Here is a 21,317-nt window from a genome sequence, read left to right as displayed (position 1 = left end):
ACTTAACAAAATTATGAACATTCAAAAATCATTAAAGAAAAAAATAAAATACAATCTTGTATTTTTATTTTTCCTGAATTTTCTGGTGAGCCATACAGTGAGCGCTCAATCTACCACAATAGAAGGTAAAATTACTGATGCTGCCGGACTATCACTGCCGGGTGTAAATATCCAGGAAAAAGGTACTAAAAATGGAACTTCGACAGATTTTGAAGGAAGTTTTAAAATAAATGTAACCAGTAACAAAGCTGTTTTAATTATCAGCTATTTAGGCTTTCAAACGCAGGAAGTAAGCGTTGCCGGAAAAACTAAAGTAAACGTAAGCCTTGCAGAACAATCCAATTCATTAAACGAAGTAGTGGTTGTAGGATACGGTTCTGTAAAGAAAACAGACCTCACAGGATCTGTAAGTACAATTAGTGCTGCAACAATTACAGAAAGAAATACTACAAGCGCACTTGAGGCAATTCAGGGAAGCACGCCTGGGGTTCAGATTTCATCTTCATCAGGACGTTCTGGTGACGGATTTAAAGTTGTAATTAGAGGAAATAACTCATTAGTAGGATCATCTCCTTTATATGTAGTGGATGGTGTTCCTGTTGATAATATCGACTTTTTGAATCCACAGGATATTTCCAGAATGGACGTTTTAAAAGATGCTTCATCTGCTGCAATTTATGGTTCTCGTGGTGCCAGCGGTGTTATTATTGTAACTACAAAAAGCGGTGCTAATGTAAAACCGGGAATCAATGTAACTTTTGATTCTTCTTACGGTACAAAAACAGCGGCAAGAATGCCAAAAATGATGAATGGAGAAGAATGGTGGAAATTCCATCAGGTAGCCTATATGAGTGCTACGCCAGCAACACAAACTCCGGCTCAATTAGCTGCTTTAGCAGGAAATCAAAGTCCGCTATTAGTTTCAAGAGCGAATAGTGGTTACAATTTTGACTGGGCAGATGCGGTACTTAAGCCAGGTATGACACAAAATAATTACTTAAATGTTACAGGACGTTCAGATTCTGGTTTAAGTTATAACTTAGGATTTGGTATTCAAAGCGATGAAGGACTTATCGATAACGATTCAACAGATAAATATTCTTTTAAATTAGGATTAAATCATAAAATAAACGACAAATTTACTACCGGAGCAAATATTACAATTGCTCGTCTGGATACAGAATTAGGTTCAGATCTGGCTATGCAGGATGCCTTCAGACTTAGCCCGCTTATGTCGCCATGGGCAGTTGATGCACAAGGAAATGAGCAGGTGGGAACGTTGTTCTTTTTACCTGGTAAACTAACATATCCTGATGGTTCTTGGGCAATTAACAAAACATCAACGGTAAACCCGTTAATGGAAATTGCAAATTCTTCTCAAACAGAAAAAACTTGGCAGACAGTTGGAAACGTTTTCTTCCAATATCAGCCTTTAAAATGGCTTTCGTTTAAAACAACATTTGCCGGAGGAATTGAAAATACAGAAACAAGCGCATCATATAAAGCACAAACTAATGCCGGAGTAACATTAAACGGAAAAAATTCTGCTTCAATTAAAAACTTCAACAATTTTAATTATACATGGGATAATCAAATTGATTTGAAACATACATTTAATGAAGTGCATGATTTCAGCGTTTTATTACTACAGAGTTTGTATTCAAATACAGATAAAACATCTTATATGTATTCTAACAATCAGCCTTTTGATGTTGGTTCAAATAATATGGGATCTGGAGTGCAGACTAGTTATAATATCAATTCAGGATATCAAAAAAATACATTAAGCTCTTATGCGGTTCGTGTAAATTACAGCTTTAGAGACAAATATCTATTAACAGCTTCTACAAGATGGGATGGTTCTTCTGTTTTATCTGAAGGCAATAAATGGCAGAGTTTCCCTTCTGTAGCTTTAGGATGGAAAATCAGCAAAGAATCTTTCCTTGCCAGCAGTTCAGTAATTTCAGATTTAAAACTTCGTGCGAGTTTAGGATATACAGGAAATGATAACGTAGCACCTTATACTTCTCAGGCATTATTAAATCAACAGACTTTTTATGCTAACGGAGCTAATGTAGTTTCGGGATGGCAGACTGAGAATTTAGCGAATCAGGCTTTAACTTGGGAAAAAACAAGAGAGCTTAACTTTGGTCTTGATTTCGGATTCTTAAGAAATAGAATTTCTGGTAGTGTTGACGTTTACGACAGATTATCAGATAAGTTAATTTACAAACAAGAATTACCTCTTGAAACAGGATACAAAAATACATTTGCTAATGTGGGTTCTGTAAGCAACAAAGGGGTCGAAGTTTTGTTAACAACAAAAAATATCAAAAGCGAAAAAGTAAACTGGGAAACTACATTTACTTTTACTAAAAACGTAAACAAATTAGAGTCAATTTACAACCAGGATCAGGTAAGTGACATTGGTAATAAATTAATTTTAGGATCTCCTTTAAATCCTAACTACAACTATGTTTATGATGGTGTATGGCAGGAAAGCCAGGCAGCAGAAGCAGCAACTTATAACATGCTTCCGGGGCAGGCAAAACCAAAAGACCTTAATGGTGATGGTAAATTTAATACAGATGACAGAACGGTAATTGGTAACCCAAATCCGGAATGGCAGGGAAGTTTGTATTCTAAACTGACTGTTGGAAATTTTGATTTCAATTTCTCAGTTCTTACCAGCCAAGGGCAGACAGTATTAAGTACTTTTCACCAAAACTTTGCAGATGTAAGTGACAGAGGACGCCAAAAATTAGCTATGGATTATTTTATTCCAACAAATGGAGCAGGAATCGAAGCTAATGCCAACAATACAAATCCAAGACCAGGACCTGTAGCAACAGGAGCAGGAGCTTACTGGACTTCATTATTTGCTTACTACAGAGACGTTTCTTACGTGAAAATTAAAAATATATCTTTAGGATACACACTGGATTCTGAATTATTGAAAAAACTAAAAATCAATAATTTAAGAATATATGTAAATGTGTTAGACCCATTTGTGTTTACAAATTTTGATGGATACGATCCGGAATGGGCAGCTTCATCTTTTGGAGTAAATCGTCCGGCATCAATAACAACGCAATTGGGAGTAAGTGTTAAATTTTAATAAAGATATCAAATGAAAAAAATAATAATAATGTTAGGAATGATTGTTACAAGCTTAAGTTCTTGCAGCAATTATATAGAGGAGGAAAGTTTATCAAATGTTCCTGCCGATGCAACCTATAAAACCGCATCTGGATTTCAGTTATTAATCAATACAAACTATGCCTGGCTTAAAAGCATTTATGGAGGAAATCCGTGGTTGTTTGAATCAGGAACAGATATGTATGCAGAAGGAAGAACTCCGGAACCAGCAGGTTTGAGCCAGTACGCGCTTTTAATTCCTACTTCAGATAACGTGGCAGATTTATACCGTCCTTGTTATCAGTTAATTCAATCAGTAAATAAAGCAGTTTATTATTCATCTGTAACAGAGCAGACAGCGAATTTAAATACATTATTGGGTGAAGCCCGTTTTTTAAGAGCACAGGCTTACTTTTTATTAGTGCAGACGTATGGCGGAGTTCCAATTGTTAACGAACATGTTACAACTCCAGTATTATCTTTTACAAGAAATTCTGCAGAAGAAGTTTATACACAAATAATATCTGATTTAGATTTTGCTTTGGCAAATGTTGGAACTACTGCTTATAGTACAACCGGAAGAGTAAACAAAAGAGCGGTTAATGATTTATTAGCAAAAGTATACCTTACCAGAGGATATGAATCTTATGGTAAAGCCGATGATTTTTCAAAAGCAGCAGCTTATGCCGATGCAGCAATTGGAGGACAGACTCTTGCAATTGCATTCGATCAGTTGTTTAAACCAGGAAATGATTTAAATGCTGAAACGATTTTTTCTGTTCAATATGATAAAGCTTCAACAAGTACAGATCCAACGAAATTAGGAAACAACCAATTTTATTATTTTAGTTCGTATTTAGGAGGTGCAGAAACTGGAGCTCCGTTAAGAAGTTATAATTTATGTCCTACAGATTATGCTTTAGGTTTATATGAAAAAGGTGATGCAAGATGGAACGCTACTTTTATGACAGAAATTGTAGAAGGTCCTGAAACAACAAATGGTGTAACAAAAACAATTTTATACTATCCTTATTACAGAAGTTCAAATCCTGCTTCATTAAAAGTTAGACATTTTTACGAGCCAAAATGGTTTACACCAGCAGATAAAACGGCTTGGATGACAGCAAATGCATCGAGATTATCGGCTACGTTTGTTTATCACCCATGGGGAGAGTATTCTGCAGCACATACATTAATTAAAAACTTAGACTGTTATACTATTCCGGTTAAGAAATTTGATGATCCGGATCCTACTACACCTTCTAGCACAGGTCCAGTTAGTACGAGAGATATTATTGTTTCGAGATTAGGAGAAACGTATTTAATTGCTGCCGAAGCCTATTTAAAAGCAGGTGTGCCTTCAACAGGTTTAGATCGTTTAAACGAAGTAAGAAGAAGAGCAGGAGTTGCTAATGCAACAATCGGTCAATTCAACATCGATTATATTTTAGATGAAAGAGGAAGAGAATTATTAGGAGAATATAAAAGATGGTTTGATTTGAAACGCACCGGAACTTTAGTAGCAAGAGCTTCTGCATATAATTATAAAATTAAAGCAGCAAATTTTGTTGGTGTAGACGGTCAGCTTAAAATTTTAAGACCAATCCCTCAGTCGGCATTGGATTTAAACCAAAATAAAGATTTTCCTCAAAATCCTGGTTATTAGTAATTTGTTAGTTTTTTGAGAACATTTGTTTTTTTGAAGAAGTTAAAAAGGAGTTTGGCCAAAGTGCCGGACTCCTTTCTTAACTAAAAAGTAAATTGATTTTAATGCGAAAAATTGTATTCATTTTGTTATGCTTTTCCTGTGCAGTAAATGCGCAGCATACTTACAGTGTCGACACGTCGTACACCGTAAAAAGCACTTATAATAAATTGATAAAGAAATACCCGGAAATAACAATACCGGAAATTGCCAAAAATGAAAATGTAAACCAGATTAGCGATGTGGTTTATTTTACATCAAAAGACAGAATACTGCATTTGGATGCTTTTGTAAATAATAAGCAAAAACAAAATCTGGCAGTTATCATGATTCATGGCGGCGGATGGCGTTCAGGAAATAAAAATCAGATGAATCTTTTGGCACAGGAAATTGCTTCAAAAGGCTATTCTTGTTTTACAATAGAATATAGGTTGTCGCTCGAAGCAAAATATCCATACGGAGTATATGATGTAAAAAATGCGATTCGTTTTATAAAAGATAATGCAAAGAAATTCAAAGTAGATCCAGACAAAATTGCGGTTTTAGGCTGTTCTTCGGGAGGTCAGATGGCAGCTTTGATTGGCACAACAAATGGAATTTCGGCTTTTGATGATCCGTTAAATAAAAGTAAATCATCATCAAAAGTAAATGCTATTATTAATGTAGACGGCGTATTAGCGTTCAGGCATCCCGAATCATCAGAAGGAGAAATGGCATCGTTTTGGCTTGGAGGTTCTTATGAAGAAAAAGAAGAAAACTGGAAGAATGCATCGGCTTTAAGCCACGCTGATAAAAATACACCTCCAATATTGTTTATAAACAGCAGTATTCCGAGGTTTCATGCAGGAAGAGACGACATGATAAAAATTCTGGATCAATATAAAATTTACAGTGAGGTTCATACAATCGAAAATTCGCCTCACTCATTTTGGTTTTTTCAACCCTGGTTTGACCAGACTATTGATTTTACAACCCATTTTTTAAACAAGATATTTAAATTGCAACACACAAGTCACTATTAATCAAAAAATCCTTTTAATCTGTGGCAAAACAAAATATAAGAATGAACTATAAAAAAACAGTCTTTGCATTTTTCCTGTTGTACAGCATTTTTACTGTAGGTCAGAACAATGAAAATCAAAGTAGAATTGCAGTTTCGGCAAAAGCAAAATGGTCAGAAAAAACAGCTGTAACAATACTGAACAAATATCCAAAAGCCTGGCAGATCGATGGAACTGAGAAACCAAAATGGGATTATAAAATGAGCTTGACTTTGTCTGCTTTTGAAAAATTGTATTTAAAAACGAAAGACAAAAAGTATCTCAATTACATAAAAGAATATGCAGATGAACTAATTGATGCCAATGGAAATATTGCCAAATATGATATTAAAGAATACAATATCGATTATGTAAATCCGGGAAAATTGTTGTTTAATTTATATGATGTAACCAAAGACAATCGCTATTTAACGGTTATCAAACAATTAAAAACGCAGATTGAAAGCCAGCCCAGAACAGCAAGCGGCGGATTCTGGCACAAGCAGATTTATCCTAATCAAATGTGGATTGATGGTTTGTATATGGCAGAACCTTTTTATGCGCAGTATACTGTTAAGTATGAAAATGGTAAAAGTTTAGATGATATTGCAAAACAGTTTGAATTGGTTCATACTTATATAGTAGATAGAAAAACAGGACTGCCTTATCAGGCTTGGGATGAAAGTAAAGAAATTGGATGGGCTGATAAAGAAACAGGAACTTCACCAACAATATGGAGCAGAGGAATTGGCTGGTATATGATGGCCTTGGTTGAAACGCTGGATTATTATCCTAAAAATCATCCAAAACAAAAAGAATTGGTAAGTTATTTGAATGAAATAGCAAAAAACGCAGTTCAGGCACAAAGTCCGTCAGGATTATGGTATCAGGTTGCTGATAAACCGGAATTGCAGGGAAATTATTTAGAATCGTCTGGTTCAGGAATGATTATTTATGTCTTGGCAAAAGGAGCAGATAAAGGATATTTAAACGTTTCGTATAAAAAAACAGCGCAAAAATCTTTTGATGCATTTGTAAAAGAATTTGTCAAAACAAATGAAAATAATGAAATTACAATTTCAAATGTTTCATCTAACGTAGGCTTAGGCGGAAAACCATTCCGCGATGGCACAAACGAATATTATGCTAAAAGCAAAACAAAAGACAACAGTTCGCCGGCATTAGCAGCATTTTTGCTGAGTGCAGTAGAATTAAACAAGTAAAATTGATTTAAGATGATAAAGAAAAGCCATTTTAGTTTTGCCCAAATCATGCTTATAAGTATGATGCTGTTTTCATTGAATGCACTTTTGGCACAATCCTCAAATACCATTTCAAAAGATTTAAAATGGTCAGAGCGAATGGCACTTTCTGTTATCAAACGTGCTCCGCAGGCCTGGCAGGTCGACAATAACGAAAAACCAAAATGGGATTATAAATTAGGTCTTTTGATGACTTCTTTTGAAAAACTGTATCAAAAAACAAATAATCCTGTTTATGCAGATTACATCAAAGCATACGGAGAAACAGTAATTAATCCTTTGGGAGAAATTATGAATTACAAACTTGAAGATTATAATATCGATTATGTAAATCCGGGTAAGTTTTTGTTTGATCTTTATAAAAGAACAAACGACAATCGTTATTTAACAGCATTACAGACTTTAAGAAAGCAATTAGAAACCCATCCAAGAACAAATTCAGGAGGATTTTGGCATAAAAAAATATACCCGTATCAAATGTGGCTTGACGGTTTGTATATGGGAACGCCTTTCTATGCACGCTACACAGTAGAATTTGATAATGGAAAAGATTTAGATGATGTTGCTAAACAATTCGAACAAATACATCTGCATACGCTCGATAAAAATACCGGACTGCTTTTTCATGCCTGGGATGAAAGCAAACAGATGCCGTGGGCGAATAAAGAAACGGGAGTTTCACCCAATTTCTGGTCACGTTCTATTGGCTGGTATATGATGGCTTTGGTTGATGTTTTGGATTACATGCCAAAAGAACATCCAAAAAGAAAAGAACTCATTCAGTATCTAAATGATATTTCAAAAGCTGTGGCAAAATATCAGGACAAATCAGGATTGTGGTATCAGGTTACAGATGCGGGAAATAAAGAAGGAAATTACCTTGAAGCTTCGGGATCTGAAATGTTTGTTTACGCTTTCGCGAAAGGAGTAAACAAAGGATATTTACCGGCAAAGTATAAAAAATTAGCTAAAAAAGGTTTTAATGGCATAACTGAAAAACTAATAAAAGTTGATGCAGACGGTGAAATTCATATTACACAGGTTTGTGCCAGTGCAGGTTTAGGAGGAAATCCATACCGAGACGGTTCTTTTGAATATTATATTAAGGAAAAAATAAAAATAGACAACTCACACGGATTAGGGCCTTTTATTCTGGCCGCATTAGAAGTAGAAAAATAGTAGAATTTAAATATATTTTGAAATGAAAAATAGTAGGAAACACAGTTTTATGTCGGTTTTATTAGTTTGCGTAATGGCTTTAACAGGCTGTAAAGTAACTTCACAAGAAACGGCAAAAAAAGAAATCGTTATTTCGAAAGACATGAAATGGTCAGATAAAATGGCTTTAACTTTAATGAAACGTCATCCAGAAAGCTATATGCTTGATGATGCCAAAAAGCCAAAATGGGATTATGTTCATGCCTTGGTCCTGCATTCAATTGAAGAATTAAACAAGAAAAATCCAGATCCGCGTTACAAAGCTTACATAAGAGGTTATGTAGATGAATTAGTGCAGGAAGACGGAACAATTAAAACCTACGAACTAGACAAATACAATATAGATTTAGTGGTTCCGGGACGTCTGCTTTTTGCTATTTATGCGGAAACTAAACAGGATAAATATTTAAAAGCAATGCAGCTGGTTCGCCAGCAGTTAACAGAACAGCCTCGTACTGCGAGCGGCGGTTTCTGGCACAAACAAATCTATCCAAACCAAATGTGGTTAGACGGTTTGTATATGGGAGAACCATTCTATGCAGAATATACTGCGGCATTTGAAAACGGAAAAAGTTTTGATGATATCGCAAAACAATTTGAATTAATTCAGTTGCATGCAACAGATCCAAAAACAGGATTATTATACCACGGATGGGATGAAAGCAAAGCAATGCCGTGGGCAAATAAAGAAACAGGAAATTCTCCAAATTTCTGGTCTAGAGCTTTAGGATGGTATGTAATGGCATTAGTAGATGTTTTAGATTATTTCCCAAAAGATCACCCAAAAAGACCAGAGCTGATAAAATACTTAAACAACGCATCTGCAGCTTTGGCAAAATATCAGGATAAATCTGGATTGTGGTATCAGGTTACAGACAAAGGAGGAGAAAAAGGAAATTACTTAGAAGCTTCAGGATCTGCTATGTTTGCGTATGCTTTTGCAAAAGGAGCAAACAAAGGATATTTACCATCAAAATATAAAAAACTGGCTAATAAAGCGTTTGACGGATTAACAACAGTTTTAATTAAAAAAGTAGACGAAGATGGCGGGATTACTTTAACAAACTGCTGTCAGGTTGCAGGTTTAGGAGGAACTCCATATCGTGATGGTTCTTATGAATATTATGTAAACGAAAGAAAAAAAGATAACGACCCTAAAGCAACTGGTCCTTTTATTTTGGCAGCTTTAGAATTGAATAGATAGTTTATAATTGTTAATTATGAATTATTAATTCTGGATTGTGAGCTTTCATTGTCTTCCTGAGCAAAGTCGAAGGATGGCAGAGTAAGTTCTCAAACTAATTCCAGACGTCTTAATTACACAAACCCGACAGGTTTTAGGACTGTCGGGTTAAATAAAATAATAGTTTAAAAATGAAAAATATAAAAATCGTTATTCTTCTCCTTTCCGTTTTTTCTTTTCAAAAAAATACGGCACAAGCCTGGACACCGGATAATGGAGACGGAACTTACACAAATCCTATTATTCATGCCGATTATTCAGATCCAGATGTTGTAAGGGTTGGAGATGATTTTTATATGACAGCATCTTCTTTTAACTGTATTCCCGGACTGCCGATCCTGCATTCTAAAGATTTGGTAAATTGGAAAATTCTAAGTTATGCACTGCCAAAACAGCCTCCGTTTGATACTTATGATAAAGTACAGCACGGAAATGGCGTTTGGGCACCTTGCATAACCTATCATAACAATGAATTTTATATCTATTATCCAGATCCTGATTTTGGTATTTACATGATAAAATCAAAAAAGGCCGAAGGTCCATGGTCAGAACCTCTTTTAGTAAAAGCAGGAAAAGGACTTATAGATCCGAGTCCGCTTTGGGATGATGACGGAAAAGCCTATTTAGTACATGCATTTGCAGGAAGCCGTGCACAGATTAAAAGTTTAATTGTAGTATGCAGTATGAATGCCGAAGGAACAATTGCGAATAACGATGAAGTTATGGTAATTGACGGACATGACGGCGAAGGCACAATCGAAGGCCCGAAATTCTACAAAAGAAACAATTACTATTATATTTTTGCTCCGGCAGGAGGAGTGCCTACAGGCTGGCAGACGATTTTAAGATCGAAGAATGTTTTTGGTCCTTATGAAAAGAAAAAAGTTTTAGAACAGGGATCAACCAAAATAAACGGCCCGCACCAAGGAGCTTGGGTACAGACACAAACTGGAGAAGACTGGTTTATTCACTTTCAGGATAAAGGCGCTTACGGACGAATTGTGCATTTACAACCTATGAAATGGGAAAAAGACTGGCCGGTTATGGGACAGGATTTTGACAAAAATGGAATAGGTGAACCAGTTACAACTTATAAAAAACCAAATGTTGGCAAAAAATATCCAATTGAAAATCCGGCTGCATCAGATGAATTTAATGAGCCAAAATTAGGATTGCAATGGCAGTGGCAGGCAAATTCTCAAATAAACTGGGGTTTCCCTACAAGTATGGGCTATTTGAATTTGTTTTGCATGACAACTATTAAAGACAGCAGACGAATTTTTGAAGCTCCAAATTTATTATTGCAGAAATTCCCTGCTGAAGAATTTTCGGCGACAGCCAAATTAACTTTTAATACAAGGCTCAACGGAGAATCGACGGGACTAATTATAATGGGATTGGATTATAGTTATTTGTGTTTTAAAAACGATAACGGTAAATTATATCTAAATCAAAAAACGGGAACTTTTAATAAAACGGTTTCAGAAACCGAAACAAAACCGGTTTTGATTTCCAGCAATACAATTTATTTGAAAGTGAAAGTTAAAAAAGGCGGCATCTGCAGTTTCTTTTACAGCTTAGACAATAAAAACTATCAGCCTATTGGAAATGATTTTACTTCAACCGAAGGAAAATGGATTGGTGCTAAAATGGGACTTTTTGCTTTAAGCGAAAAAGTAACAAACGATTCTGGAAATGTGGCCGTTGATTGGTTTAGGGTAACGAAATAAAATTTTAAAATGATTCAGTTAAAAAAAATCATATTACTTTTTAGTATTGCTTTGAGTTTTAGCATCCAGGCACAGAATACATATAAAAACTGGTCGGATATAATTCGTAAAAGTGATGCATCATGGTTTGGCAGTGATGAAGCTAAAAAGATTGCCGAAAATGTACTGCTTTATCAAAGAGATATTGGCGGATGGCCAAAAAACATTCAAATGCAGAATGAACTGACTCCTGCGCAAAAAAAGGATCTGCTTGAAATTAAAAAGACCACAAAGGAAACCACAACAGACAACGGAGCAACGACTCAGGAAATGCTCTTTATGTCTAAAATGTATGCTCAGGTAAAAGACGAGCGATATAAAGAATCATTTTTAAAAGGATTAAATTATTTGCTCGAAGCACAATATGCAAATGGAGGCTGGCCTCAGTTTTATCCATTAAAAAAAGGATATTATACACACATTACTTATAATGATGATTCGATGATCAATATAATGAATGTGATAAAAGCTGTTGCAGACGAAACTGATTATTACAGTATAAAACCTTCAAAAGATATTGTAGAAAAGAGTAAAAAAGCTTTTGACAAAGGAATTGACTGTATTTTAAAAACACAATACAAGCAAAATGGTATTTTAACAGCGTGGTGTGCGCAGCATGATGAAGTTACTTTTGCCCCGGCAAATGCAAGAGCTTTTGAACTGGCGTCCTTAAGCGGTTACGAATCAACAAAAATTGTTTTGCTGTTAATGGCTGTCGAAAAACCTTCACGAGAAATAGTCATCGCTGTAAAAAGTGCTGTTGAATGGTTCGAAAAAACTAAAATTACCAATTTAGAAGAAAAAAGAGTTTTAAACGATGCAGGAAAAGTTGTAGACAAAAAAATGATTCCTGCTGTAAATGCGGGACCAATTTGGGCTCGGTTTATGGATTTAGAAACTAACGAACCTTTTTTCTGTGATCGTGACGGCATTAAAAAGAAGTCAATAGATCAAATTGGCGCCGAAAGACGAAACGGTTATTCATGGTATACAGACGCGCCAAAAGAAGTCTTAAAGAAATTTCCAGACTGGGCAGTTAAAAATGGTACAAAAGTTTCAGCTTCTGAAAAGAAAAATGTCAGTCTAATTACAGTTGCTCAGGATGGATCAGGAGATTTTACTAAAATACAAGATGCAGTGTATGCCTGTCCGGCATTTCCTTATGAGAAAGTCACAATTTATGTGAAAAACGGAGTTTACAATGAAAAAGTCCGAATTCCGGAATGGAATAATAATGTGATTTTAAAAGGCGAAAGCAAAGAGAATACTATCATTACTTTTGATGATAATTTTTCAAAAATCAATTTAGGACGAAACAGTACTTTTTATACATCAACGCTTTTAGTAGAAGGAGATGATTTTTCAGCATCTAACTTAACTCTCAAAAATGCTTCAGGCGATAAAGGACAAGCAATAGCCTTATCTGTTACCGGAACTCGCGCTAAAATTTCCAACTGTACTATTTTAGGAAATCAGGATACCTTATACTTATCAGGAAAAAATGCAAAGCAGTACTTTAAAGACTGCTATATAGAAGGTACAACCGATTTTATCTTTGGAGGTGCTACAGCCTTATTTGAAAATTGTATCATTCACAGTATTAAAAGTTCGTATGTTACAGCAGCTTCAACTCCTGAAGGAGTAGATTTCGGTTTTGTTTTTAAGAACTGTAAACTAACCGCTGAAACTGCAGCAAATGCAGTCTATCTAGGACGACCATGGCGCATTTATGCTAAAACAGCTTTTATAAACTGCGAATTAGGTAAACAAATTAAACCTGAAGGCTGGGAAAACTGGTCAAAACCAGATGCAGAGAAAAATACCTTTTATGCCGAATATAATAACAGCGGAGAAGGATTTCAGCCAAAGAAAAGAGTAACATGGTCACATCAGCTTACCAAAAAGGAAGCCGATAAATATTCAATAGAAAATATCTTAAAAGATACAGTGGCAAATTGGTATTCTAATTAAGGTGCTTAGGTTCTAATATGCTAAGTTACTAAGTATCTGAATTAGACTTAAAAACTTAATATCTTAGAACATCTGTACCTAAAACCTTAGAACCTTAGCATCTCAGAACCTTAGAACCTAAAAAAATGAAATATTTACTTCTATTATTAATTTCCTATGTTTCATTTGCTCAGCAAAATAATTTTCCAAGAGCAAAAGCCGATTCAATAATAAGCAGAATTCAGCCTCCTGTATTTTCTGCTTATCAGGTTAATGTTTTAAAATTAGGAGCAAAAGGAGATTCTATTACAAATAACAAAGCTGTTTTTGATAAAGCAATGGCTTTATGTAAAAAGAAAGGCGGAGGAACTATTATAGTACCAAAAGGAATTTATAAAATAAATGGCCCTATCCATTTTGTAAGCAATGTAAATCTGAAAATTGAAAAAGGAGCCAAGATAAAATTCAGCGACAACCCTCAGGATTATCCTTTAGTATTGACAAGCTGGGAAGGTACAATGCTTTATAATTACAGTCCGTTGATTTATGCAGTTGATTGTACCAATATCGCTATAACAGGAGTAGGAATAATTGACGGCGAGGGAGGAAAAATATGGAAAAGTTTCAAAGCTAAAGAAGGAGCAGGTAAAAACCTGAGCAGGGAAATGAATCATAATAATGTTCCTGTAAGCGACAGAAAGTTTGGAGAAGGTTACTTTTTGCGTCCGCAGATGATCCAGTTTTTAAATTGCAAAAATATATTAGTAGAAAATGTTAGAATTGAAAACTCGCCATTTTGGTGTCTGCACCTTTTAAAATCACAAAACATAACGGTTCGAGGCATCAGTTATAAATCATTAAACTATAATAATGACGGAATTGATCCTGAATATGCAAAAGATGTTTTAATCGAAAATGTGACTTTTGACAATGGCGACGACAATGTGGCTATAAAAGCCGGACGAGATCATGAAGGAAGAGCTAATACTGCATCGCCAAGCGAGAATATCGTAATTAGGAACTGTAACTTTAAAGGACTGCACGGAGTTGTCATTGGCAGTGAAATGTCAGCAGGAGTACAAAATGTGTTTGTTGAAAACTGTAAAACCGCCGGCTATTTAAAAAGAGGAATTTATTTAAAGACCAATGCAGACAGAGGAGGTTACATCAAAAATGTGTTTGTTCAAAATTTACAATTAGATGAAGTCGAAGATTGTCTTTATATAACAGCCAATTATCATGGAGAAGGTGAAGGTTATCAGTCTGATATTTCAAATATCCATTTTTCAAATATTACATGTAATAGAGCATCAGAATCAGGAATTGTCATTCAGGGATTCTCCGATAAAAAAATCAGAAGCATATCCTTAAATAATATAGATATAAAAGAAGCAAAAAATGCCTTGTCAAATGAAAATGCAGAAAATGTAATAATGACTGATGTTTTTATAGGTAAAAGAGCAACTGTGCCAACGGCGGTTTCAAAACATTAAATAAAAAGAATAAAATGAAAAAATCATCTGCTTAATATTATTAATCTCCACAACCTGTTTCGCACAAAAAACAACCTTATATACTATAGGTGACTCCACAATGGCCAATAAGAAAGATCCGGATCGAAATCCAGAACACGGATGGGCTCAAGTATTGCAGTCTTTCTTTAATGATGATATTATAGTAGTAAACAAAGCCGTAAATGGCAGAAGTACCAAAAGCTTTATAAATGAAAAGCGCTGGGACTCTATTTATAAAAAACTGAAAAAAGGAGATTACGTATTTATAGAATTTGGGCATAACGATGAAAAAATAGAAGACTCAACCCGTTATACCAATCCACATACTACATATAGGTATAATTTGATTCGTTTTGTAAAAGAAAGTCGTGAAAAAGGAGCCATTCCGGTTTTGCTTACATCTATTGCCAGACGTAATTTTAATGAAAAAGGAGTTTTAGTTCCTACTCATGGCGATTATCCGCTTGAAACACGTTTAACTGCACAAGAATATAAAGTACCTTTTATAGATTTAGAATACTATACAGAATTGTTAGAACAATCTTATGGTCCGGAAAAATCAAAAAAACTGCATCTTCATTTTAAAGCAGCAGAGAATCCATATTATGATAAAGACAAAGCAGATGATACACATCTTTCTTTAGAAGGGGCAAAAGCAATAGCACAAATTGTAATCAATAGGATTAAAGCGGAAGAAGATCCGTCTCTTTCAAGGCTTAAAAAGGGAATCAAATAGTATCAAACGCTATTACTACTTAAATGTAAAGAGGATTAATACTTCTCGATGCCGATCTATTATATAATATAGACTATAATTAAAGAGAATATATAGATGAAAAATCAATATCATTTGTGGTACTATAAATGGAAAATAGCAGGAATGAAATAATTTCTTACAGCTATTCAAAAAAGTTAAAGATGTAAATCAGCTGTTATGAGTGAGTTAAGAAAAAGTTTTAAAAAAGATTGAAATTATATAAAGAAAAGACTTGTAAATGTAAATAAAGGTGGTACTTTTGCACCCGCAACAGCGAAAAACGTTCACAGAAATACTGACAGGAATAAGAATTAAAAGAGAAGAAATTTTCAAAAAAAAAGATTCGAAAAAGCTTGTGAGATTTGAAAATGCTTTTTACATTTGCACCCCGCAAAACACGGAAGTTCATTGAAAGATTGGAAGAAAAAATAGAAAAAAAGAAACGAAAAAAAAAGTTTCAAATTTTTTTAAATTTTTCTTGCGAGAAACAAAAAGAAGTTTTAGTTTTGCACCCGCTTTGAGAGACAAGCGGAATACAAAGAAATTACGTTCGTAGACATATTGAATTGACAGCCGTTTTAACAGAGATGTTAGAACAAAAGAAATAAGAGTAATAGAATCGAAAGATTCGGAAAGAAACCGATAGATATTCATCGAGATATAATATTAAAATATACGATGAAGAGTTTGATCCTGGCTCAGGATGAACGCTAGCGGCAGGCTTAACACATGCAAGTCGAGGGGTAGAAGTCTTCGGGCTTTGAGACCGGCGCACGGGTGCGTAACGCGTATGCAATCTGCCTTTCACAGAGGGATAGCCCAGAGAAATTTGGATTAATACCTCATAGTATTATAGAGTGGCATCACTTTGTAATTAAAGTCACAACGGTGAAAGATGAGCATGCGTCCCATTAGCTAGTTGGTAAGGTAACGGCTTACCAAGGCCACGATGGGTAGGGGTCCTGAGAGGGAGATCCCCCACACTGGTACTGAGACACGGACCAGACTCCTACGGGAGGCAGCAGTGAGGAATATTGGTCAATGGACGCAAGTCTGAACCAGCCATGCCGCGTGCAGGATGACGGTCCTATGGATTGTAAACTGCTTTTGTACGAGAAGAAACACTCCTATGTATAGGAGCTTGACGGTATCGTAAGAATAAGGATCGGCTAACTCCGTGCCAGCAGCCGCGGTAATACGGAGGATCCAAGCGTTATCCGGAATCATTGGGTTTAAAGGGTCCGTAGGCGGTTTAGTAAGTCAGTGGTGAAAGCCCATCGCTCAACGGTGGAACGGCCATTGATACTGCTGAACTTGAATTACTGGGAAGTAACTAGAATATGTAGTGTAGCGGTGAAATGCTTAGATATTACATGGAATACCAATTGCGAAGGCAGGTTACTACCAGTTTATTGACGCTGATGGACGAAAGCGTGGGGAGCGAACAGGATTAGATACCCTGGTAGTCCACGCCGTAAACGATGGATACTAGCTGTTGGGCGCAAGTTCAGTGGCTAAGCGAAAGTGATAAGTATCCCACCTGGGGAGTACGAACGCAAGTTTGAAACTCAAAGGAATTGACGGGGGCCCGCACAAGCGGTGGAGCATGTGGTTTAATTCGATGATACGCGAGGAACCTTACCAAGGCTTAAATGCAGACTGACCGATTTGGAAACAGATCTTTCGCAAGACAGTTTACAAGGTGCTGCATGGTTGTCGTCAGCTCGTGCCGTGAGGTGTCAGGTTAAGTCCTATAACGAGCGCAACCCCTGTTGTTAGTTGCCAGCGAGTAGTGTCGGGAACTCTAACAAGACTGCCAGTGCAAACTGTGAGGAAGGTGGGGATGACGTCAAATCATCACGGCCCTTACGCCTTGGGCTACACACGTGCTACAATGGCCGGTACAGAGAGCAGCCACTGGGTGACCAGGAGCGAATCTATAAAGCCGGTCACAGTTCGGATCGGAGTCTGCAACTCGACTCCGTGAAGCTGGAATCGCTAGTAATCGGATATCAGCCATGATCCGGTGAATACGTTCCCGGGCCTTGTACACACCGCCCGTCAAGCCATGGAAGCTGGGGGTGCCTGAAGTCGGTGACCGCAAGGAGCTGCCTAGGGTAAAACTGGTAACTAGGGCTAAGTCGTAACAAGGTAGCCGTACCGGAAGGTGCGGCTGGAACACCTCCTTTCTAGAGCCTGAGTGTTAGCAGTAATGCACGCTTAGGAAAAATGATGAAATTTAAAGGTTTTGAATTTTAGATTGTATTACTCTTGCTGTTAATTTAAAAAAAATGATAAAAATTAAGTAAAACAGAGTCTCGTAGCTCAGCTGGTTAGAGTACTACACTGATAATGTAGGGGTCGGCAGTTCGAGTCTGCCCGGGACTACTTTTTAAGAATTGACAATTAATACTTGTTAATTGATAATTAAAAAGACTGAAAAGCTTAAAAAGAAGGAAATTCTAGAGTTGAAAGATTACGAATTACAAATAATTCCTAATTCATAATTCACAATTCATAATTAGATTGGGGGATTAGCTCAGCTGGCTAGAGCGCCTGCCTTGCACGCAGGAGGTCAACGGTTCGACTCCGTTATTCTCCACGATTTTAGTCATAAAGATTAAAGTCATAAAGTCCAAAGTGATTCACTTGACGACTTTTGACTTTTGACTAGATAAAGTTCATTGACATATTGAGATAAGAAAATAATAAGAAAGTAGAAAGCGTTTTTTACAATTTTATTGTAAAAAACAAAAAAAACGGTCTTGTTTTAAGTAACAAGATTGGTACAATAAGCAAAATAAGGGCGTATGGGGAATGCCTAGGCTCTCAGAGGCGATGAAGGACGTGATAAGCTGCGAAAAGCTGCGGGGACTGGCACACACAGATTGATCCGCAGATATCCGAATGGGGCAACCCGCTATATTGAAGATATAGCACACCGATAGGTGGGCAAACCCGCTGAACTGAAACATCTAAGTAGGCGGAGGAGAAGAAAACAAAAGTGATTCCGTAAGTAGTGGCGAGCGAACGCGGATTAGCCCAAACCAGTGCTGTTACGGCAGTGCTGGGGTTGTAGGACCACGACATTTTATGCATGCAGAACCGGAAGTTACTGGAAAGTGACGCCAAAGAGGGTGATAGCCCCGTATGGGTAATAAATGTAATAGATAGTGGTATCCTGAGTAGGGCGGGGCACGTGAAACCCTGTCTGAATTCGGCGGGACCATCCGCTAAGGCTAAATACTCCTGAGAGACCGATAGTGAACCAGTACCGTGAGGGAAAGGTGAAAAGAACCGTGAATAACGGAGTGAAATAGATCCTGAAACCATACGCTTACAAGCGGTCGGAGCCCTTTCGTGGGGTGACGGCGTGCCTTTTGCATAATGAGCCTACGAGTTAACGCTGCTGGCAAGGATAAGTACTTCAGGTATGGATCCGCAGCGAAAGCGAGTCTGAATAGGGCGCTTTAGTCAGTAGTGTTAGACGCGAAACCGTGTGATCTACCCATGGGCAGGTTGAAGCTGTGGTAACACACAGTGGAGGACCGAACCGGTTGACGTTGAAAAGTCTTCGGATGACCTGTGGGTAGGGGTGAAAGGCCAATCAAACTCGGAAATAGCTCGTACTCCCCGAAATGCATTTAGGTGCAGCGTTAGTTATAAAGTTATACAGAGGTAGAGCTACTGATTGGATGCGGGGGCTTCACCGCCTACCAATTCCTGACAAACTCCGAATGCTGTATAATGTTCACTAACAGTGAGGGCTTGGGTGCTAAGGTCCAAGTCCGAGAGGGAAAGAACCCAGACCATCAGCTAAGGTCCCCAAATATATGCTAAGTTGAAAGAACGAGGTTTGTCTGCCCAGACAGCTAGGATGTTGGCTTGGAAGCAGCCATTCATTTAAAGAGTGCGTAACAGCTCACTAGTCGAGCGGACGAGCATGGATAATAATCGGGCATAAGCATATTACCGAAGCTATGGATTTGCAAGTAATTGCAAGTGGTAGGGGAGCATTCTAACAGGGTTGAAGGTTTTTCGTAAGGAGGGCTGGACTGGTTAGAAAAGAAAATGTAGGCATAAGTAACGATAATGCGGGCGAGAAACCCGCACACCAAAAAACTAAGGTTTCCACAGCTATGCTAATCAGCTGTGGGTTAGTCTGGTCCTAAGGCGAACCCGAAAGGGACAGTCGATGGCTAACGGGTTAATATTCCCGTACTACTAATTACTGTGATGGGGTGACGGAGTGATGAAAGCGCCGCGAACTGACGGAATAGTTCGTTGAAGTACCTAGCTATAGGTCCTGTAGTAAAATGCGCAGGAACTGGTGAAATACGATAGTACTCGGAGTCTTCGGACAAAGAGATAGTGCGCCTAAGGGCTTCCAAGAAAAACCTCTAAACTTCAGGTAATTAGTACCAGTACCGTAAACCGACACAGGTAGTTGAGGAGAGAATCCTAAGGTGCTCGAGAGATTCATGGCTAAGGAATTAGGCAAAATAGACCTGTAACTTCGGGAGAAAGGTCGCCCTGAGCAATCAGGGCCGCAGTGAAGAGGTCCAGGCGACTGTTTATCAAAAACACAGGGCTCTGCAAAATCGTAAGATGAAGTATAGGGCCTGACACCTGCCCGGTGCTGGAAGGTTAAGAGGAGATGTTATCTTCGGAGAAGCATTGAATTGAAGCCCCAGTAAACGGCGGCCGTAACTATAACGGTCCTAAGGTAGCGAAATTCCTTGTCGGGTAAGTTCCGACCTGCACGAATGGTGTAACGATCTGGACACTGTCTCAGCCATGAGCTCGGTGAAATTGTAGTAACGGTGAAGATGCCGTTTACCCGCAGTGGGACGAAAAGACCCTGTGCACCTTTACTATAGCTTAGTATTGACCTTGGATAAATGATGTGTAGGATAGGTTGGAGACTATGAAGCGGCGTCGCCAGGCGTTGTGGAGTCATTGTTGAAATACAACCCTTTGTTTATCTGAGGCCTAACCCCGCTATGCGGGGGACAGTGCTTGGTGGGTAGTTTGACTGGGGTGGTCGCCTCCAAAAGAGTAACGGAGGCTTCTAAAGGTTCCCTCAGTACGCTTGGTAACCGTGCGTAGAGTGCAATGGCATAAGGGAGCTTGACTGAGAGACATACAGGTCGATCAGGTACGAAAGTAGAGCATAGTGATCCGGTGGTTCCGCATGGAAGGGCCATCGCTCAAAGGATAAAAGGTACGCCGGGGATAACAGGCTGATCTCCCCCAAGAGCTCATATCGACGGGGGGGTTTGGCACCTCGATGTCGGCTCGTCACATCCTGGGGCTGGAGAAGGTCCCAAGGGTTGGGCTGTTCGCCCATTAAAGTGGCACGCGAGCTGGGTTCAGAACGTCGTGAGACAGTTCGGTCTCTATCTACTGCGGGCGTTAGAAATTTGAGTGGATCTGATTCTAGTACGAGAGGACCGAATTGGACTAACCTCTAGTGTATCTGTTGTCCCGCCAGGGGCACCGCAGAGTAGCTACGTTGGGAAGGGATAAGCGCTGAAAGCATATAAGCGCGAAACCCACCACAAGATGAGATTTCTTTTAAGGATCGTGGAAGATGACCACGTTGATAGGCTATAGATGTAAAGGCAGTAATGTCATAGTCGAGTAGTACTAATAATCCGTAAGCTTATGTACACCCTTTTCCCGGGCCGAAAGGCCCGGGAGGAAACTTTCTAAAACAAA

10 protein-coding genes, 2 tRNA genes and 2 rRNA genes are annotated in these 21,317 nt (G+C 37.8%); all 14 read left to right on the top strand.

Features of this window, described 5'->3' with window-relative positions; all coding sequences use genetic code 11:
• The first annotated feature begins 13 nt into the window (after positions 1-13).
• The 14 genes from FJOH_RS22005 (at position 14) to FJOH_RS21940 (ending at position 21,269) form a co-directional block, all read left to right on the top strand.
• Positions 14-3,118 (top strand): SusC/RagA family TonB-linked outer membrane protein, encoded by a 3,105-nt coding sequence (locus tag FJOH_RS22005; RefSeq protein ID WP_012026229.1) that lies wholly within the window; start codon positions 14-16, stop codon positions 3,116-3,118.
• Positions 3,119-3,130: 12 nt separating this feature from the next.
• On the top strand, positions 3,131-4,804 hold the full coding sequence (locus FJOH_RS22000; RefSeq protein ID WP_012026228.1) for a RagB/SusD family nutrient uptake outer membrane protein: 1,674 nt from the start codon (positions 3,131-3,133) through the stop codon (positions 4,802-4,804).
• Between the two features lie 104 nt (positions 4,805-4,908).
• Complete coding sequence (locus FJOH_RS21995; protein WP_012026227.1) at positions 4,909-5,865, top strand: alpha/beta hydrolase; 957 nt, start codon at positions 4,909-4,911, stop codon at positions 5,863-5,865.
• A gap of 41 nt (positions 5,866-5,906) precedes the next feature.
• A complete protein-coding gene (locus FJOH_RS21990; RefSeq protein ID WP_012026226.1) occupies positions 5,907-7,106 on the top strand; it encodes a glycoside hydrolase family 88/105 protein in 1,200 nt (399 codons plus the stop codon).
• 12 nt (positions 7,107-7,118) lie between these two features.
• Positions 7,119-8,324 carry a glycoside hydrolase family 88/105 protein gene (locus tag FJOH_RS21985; protein ID WP_012026225.1) on the top strand — a complete coding sequence of 402 codons (1,206 nt, stop codon included), beginning with the start codon at positions 7,119-7,121 and terminating at the stop codon, positions 8,322-8,324.
• A 22-nt stretch (positions 8,325-8,346) separates the two neighbouring features.
• A complete protein-coding gene (locus FJOH_RS21980; protein WP_044048002.1) occupies positions 8,347-9,567 on the top strand; it encodes a glycoside hydrolase family 88/105 protein in 1,221 nt (406 codons plus the stop codon).
• 170 nt (positions 9,568-9,737) lie between these two features.
• Positions 9,738-11,336, top strand: coding sequence for a glycoside hydrolase family 43 protein (locus FJOH_RS21975; RefSeq protein ID WP_012026223.1), 1,599 nt, complete (start codon positions 9,738-9,740; stop codon positions 11,334-11,336).
• A 9-nt stretch (positions 11,337-11,345) separates the two neighbouring features.
• Positions 11,346-13,346: a pectate lyase gene (gene pelA, locus FJOH_RS21970; protein ID WP_012026222.1), complete on the top strand. Its 2,001-nt coding sequence runs from the start codon at positions 11,346-11,348 to the stop codon at positions 13,344-13,346.
• 125 nt (positions 13,347-13,471) lie between these two features.
• Entirely contained in the window at positions 13,472-14,818 is a 1,347-nt protein-coding gene (locus FJOH_RS21965) for a glycoside hydrolase family 28 protein (protein WP_012026221.1), read from the top strand.
• 100 nt (positions 14,819-14,918) lie between these two features.
• Positions 14,919-15,575 (top strand): rhamnogalacturonan acetylesterase, encoded by a 657-nt coding sequence (locus FJOH_RS21960; RefSeq protein WP_012026220.1) that lies wholly within the window; start codon positions 14,919-14,921, stop codon positions 15,573-15,575.
• Positions 15,576-16,271: 696 nt separating this feature from the next.
• Positions 16,272-17,785 (top strand): 16S ribosomal RNA (locus FJOH_RS21955).
• Positions 17,786-17,910: 125 nt separating this feature from the next.
• Positions 17,911-17,984: transfer RNA gene (locus FJOH_RS21950), tRNA-Ile, on the top strand.
• A 140-nt stretch (positions 17,985-18,124) separates the two neighbouring features.
• Positions 18,125-18,198 (top strand) — tRNA-Ala (locus FJOH_RS21945).
• Between the two features lie 187 nt (positions 18,199-18,385).
• A 23S ribosomal RNA gene (locus FJOH_RS21940) occupies positions 18,386-21,269 on the top strand.
• Together the 16S and 23S rRNA genes with 2 tRNA genes alongside form the textbook arrangement of a ribosomal RNA operon.
• Positions 21,270-21,317 lie beyond the last annotated feature (48 nt).

It is taken from the genome of Flavobacterium johnsoniae UW101 (genome assembly GCF_000016645.1).
Taxonomy (GTDB): domain Bacteria; phylum Bacteroidota; class Bacteroidia; order Flavobacteriales; family Flavobacteriaceae; genus Flavobacterium; species Flavobacterium johnsoniae.
This window is presented reverse-complemented; position numbering and strand designations above follow the sequence as displayed.

Bases quoted from the DNA above. Each gene is read 5' to 3' on its own strand.
- FJOH_RS22005 (WP_012026229.1), top strand. From the start codon at position 14: ATGAACATTCAAAAATCATTAAAGAAAAAAATAAAATACAATCTTGTA.
- FJOH_RS22000 (WP_012026228.1), top strand. From the start codon at position 3,131: ATGAAAAAAATAATAATAATGTTAGGAATGATTGTTACAAGCTTAAGT.
- FJOH_RS21995 (WP_012026227.1), top strand. From the start codon at position 4,909: ATGCGAAAAATTGTATTCATTTTGTTATGCTTTTCCTGTGCAGTAAAT.
- FJOH_RS21990 (WP_012026226.1), top strand. From the start codon at position 5,907: ATGAACTATAAAAAAACAGTCTTTGCATTTTTCCTGTTGTACAGCATT.
- FJOH_RS21985 (WP_012026225.1), top strand. From the start codon at position 7,119: ATGATAAAGAAAAGCCATTTTAGTTTTGCCCAAATCATGCTTATAAGT.
- FJOH_RS21980 (WP_044048002.1), top strand. From the start codon at position 8,347: ATGAAAAATAGTAGGAAACACAGTTTTATGTCGGTTTTATTAGTTTGC.
- FJOH_RS21975 (WP_012026223.1), top strand. From the start codon at position 9,738: ATGAAAAATATAAAAATCGTTATTCTTCTCCTTTCCGTTTTTTCTTTT.
- pelA (WP_012026222.1), top strand. From the start codon at position 11,346: ATGATTCAGTTAAAAAAAATCATATTACTTTTTAGTATTGCTTTGAGT.
- FJOH_RS21965 (WP_012026221.1), top strand. From the start codon at position 13,472: ATGAAATATTTACTTCTATTATTAATTTCCTATGTTTCATTTGCTCAG.
- FJOH_RS21960 (WP_012026220.1), top strand. From the start codon at position 14,919: ATGGCCAATAAGAAAGATCCGGATCGAAATCCAGAACACGGATGGGCT.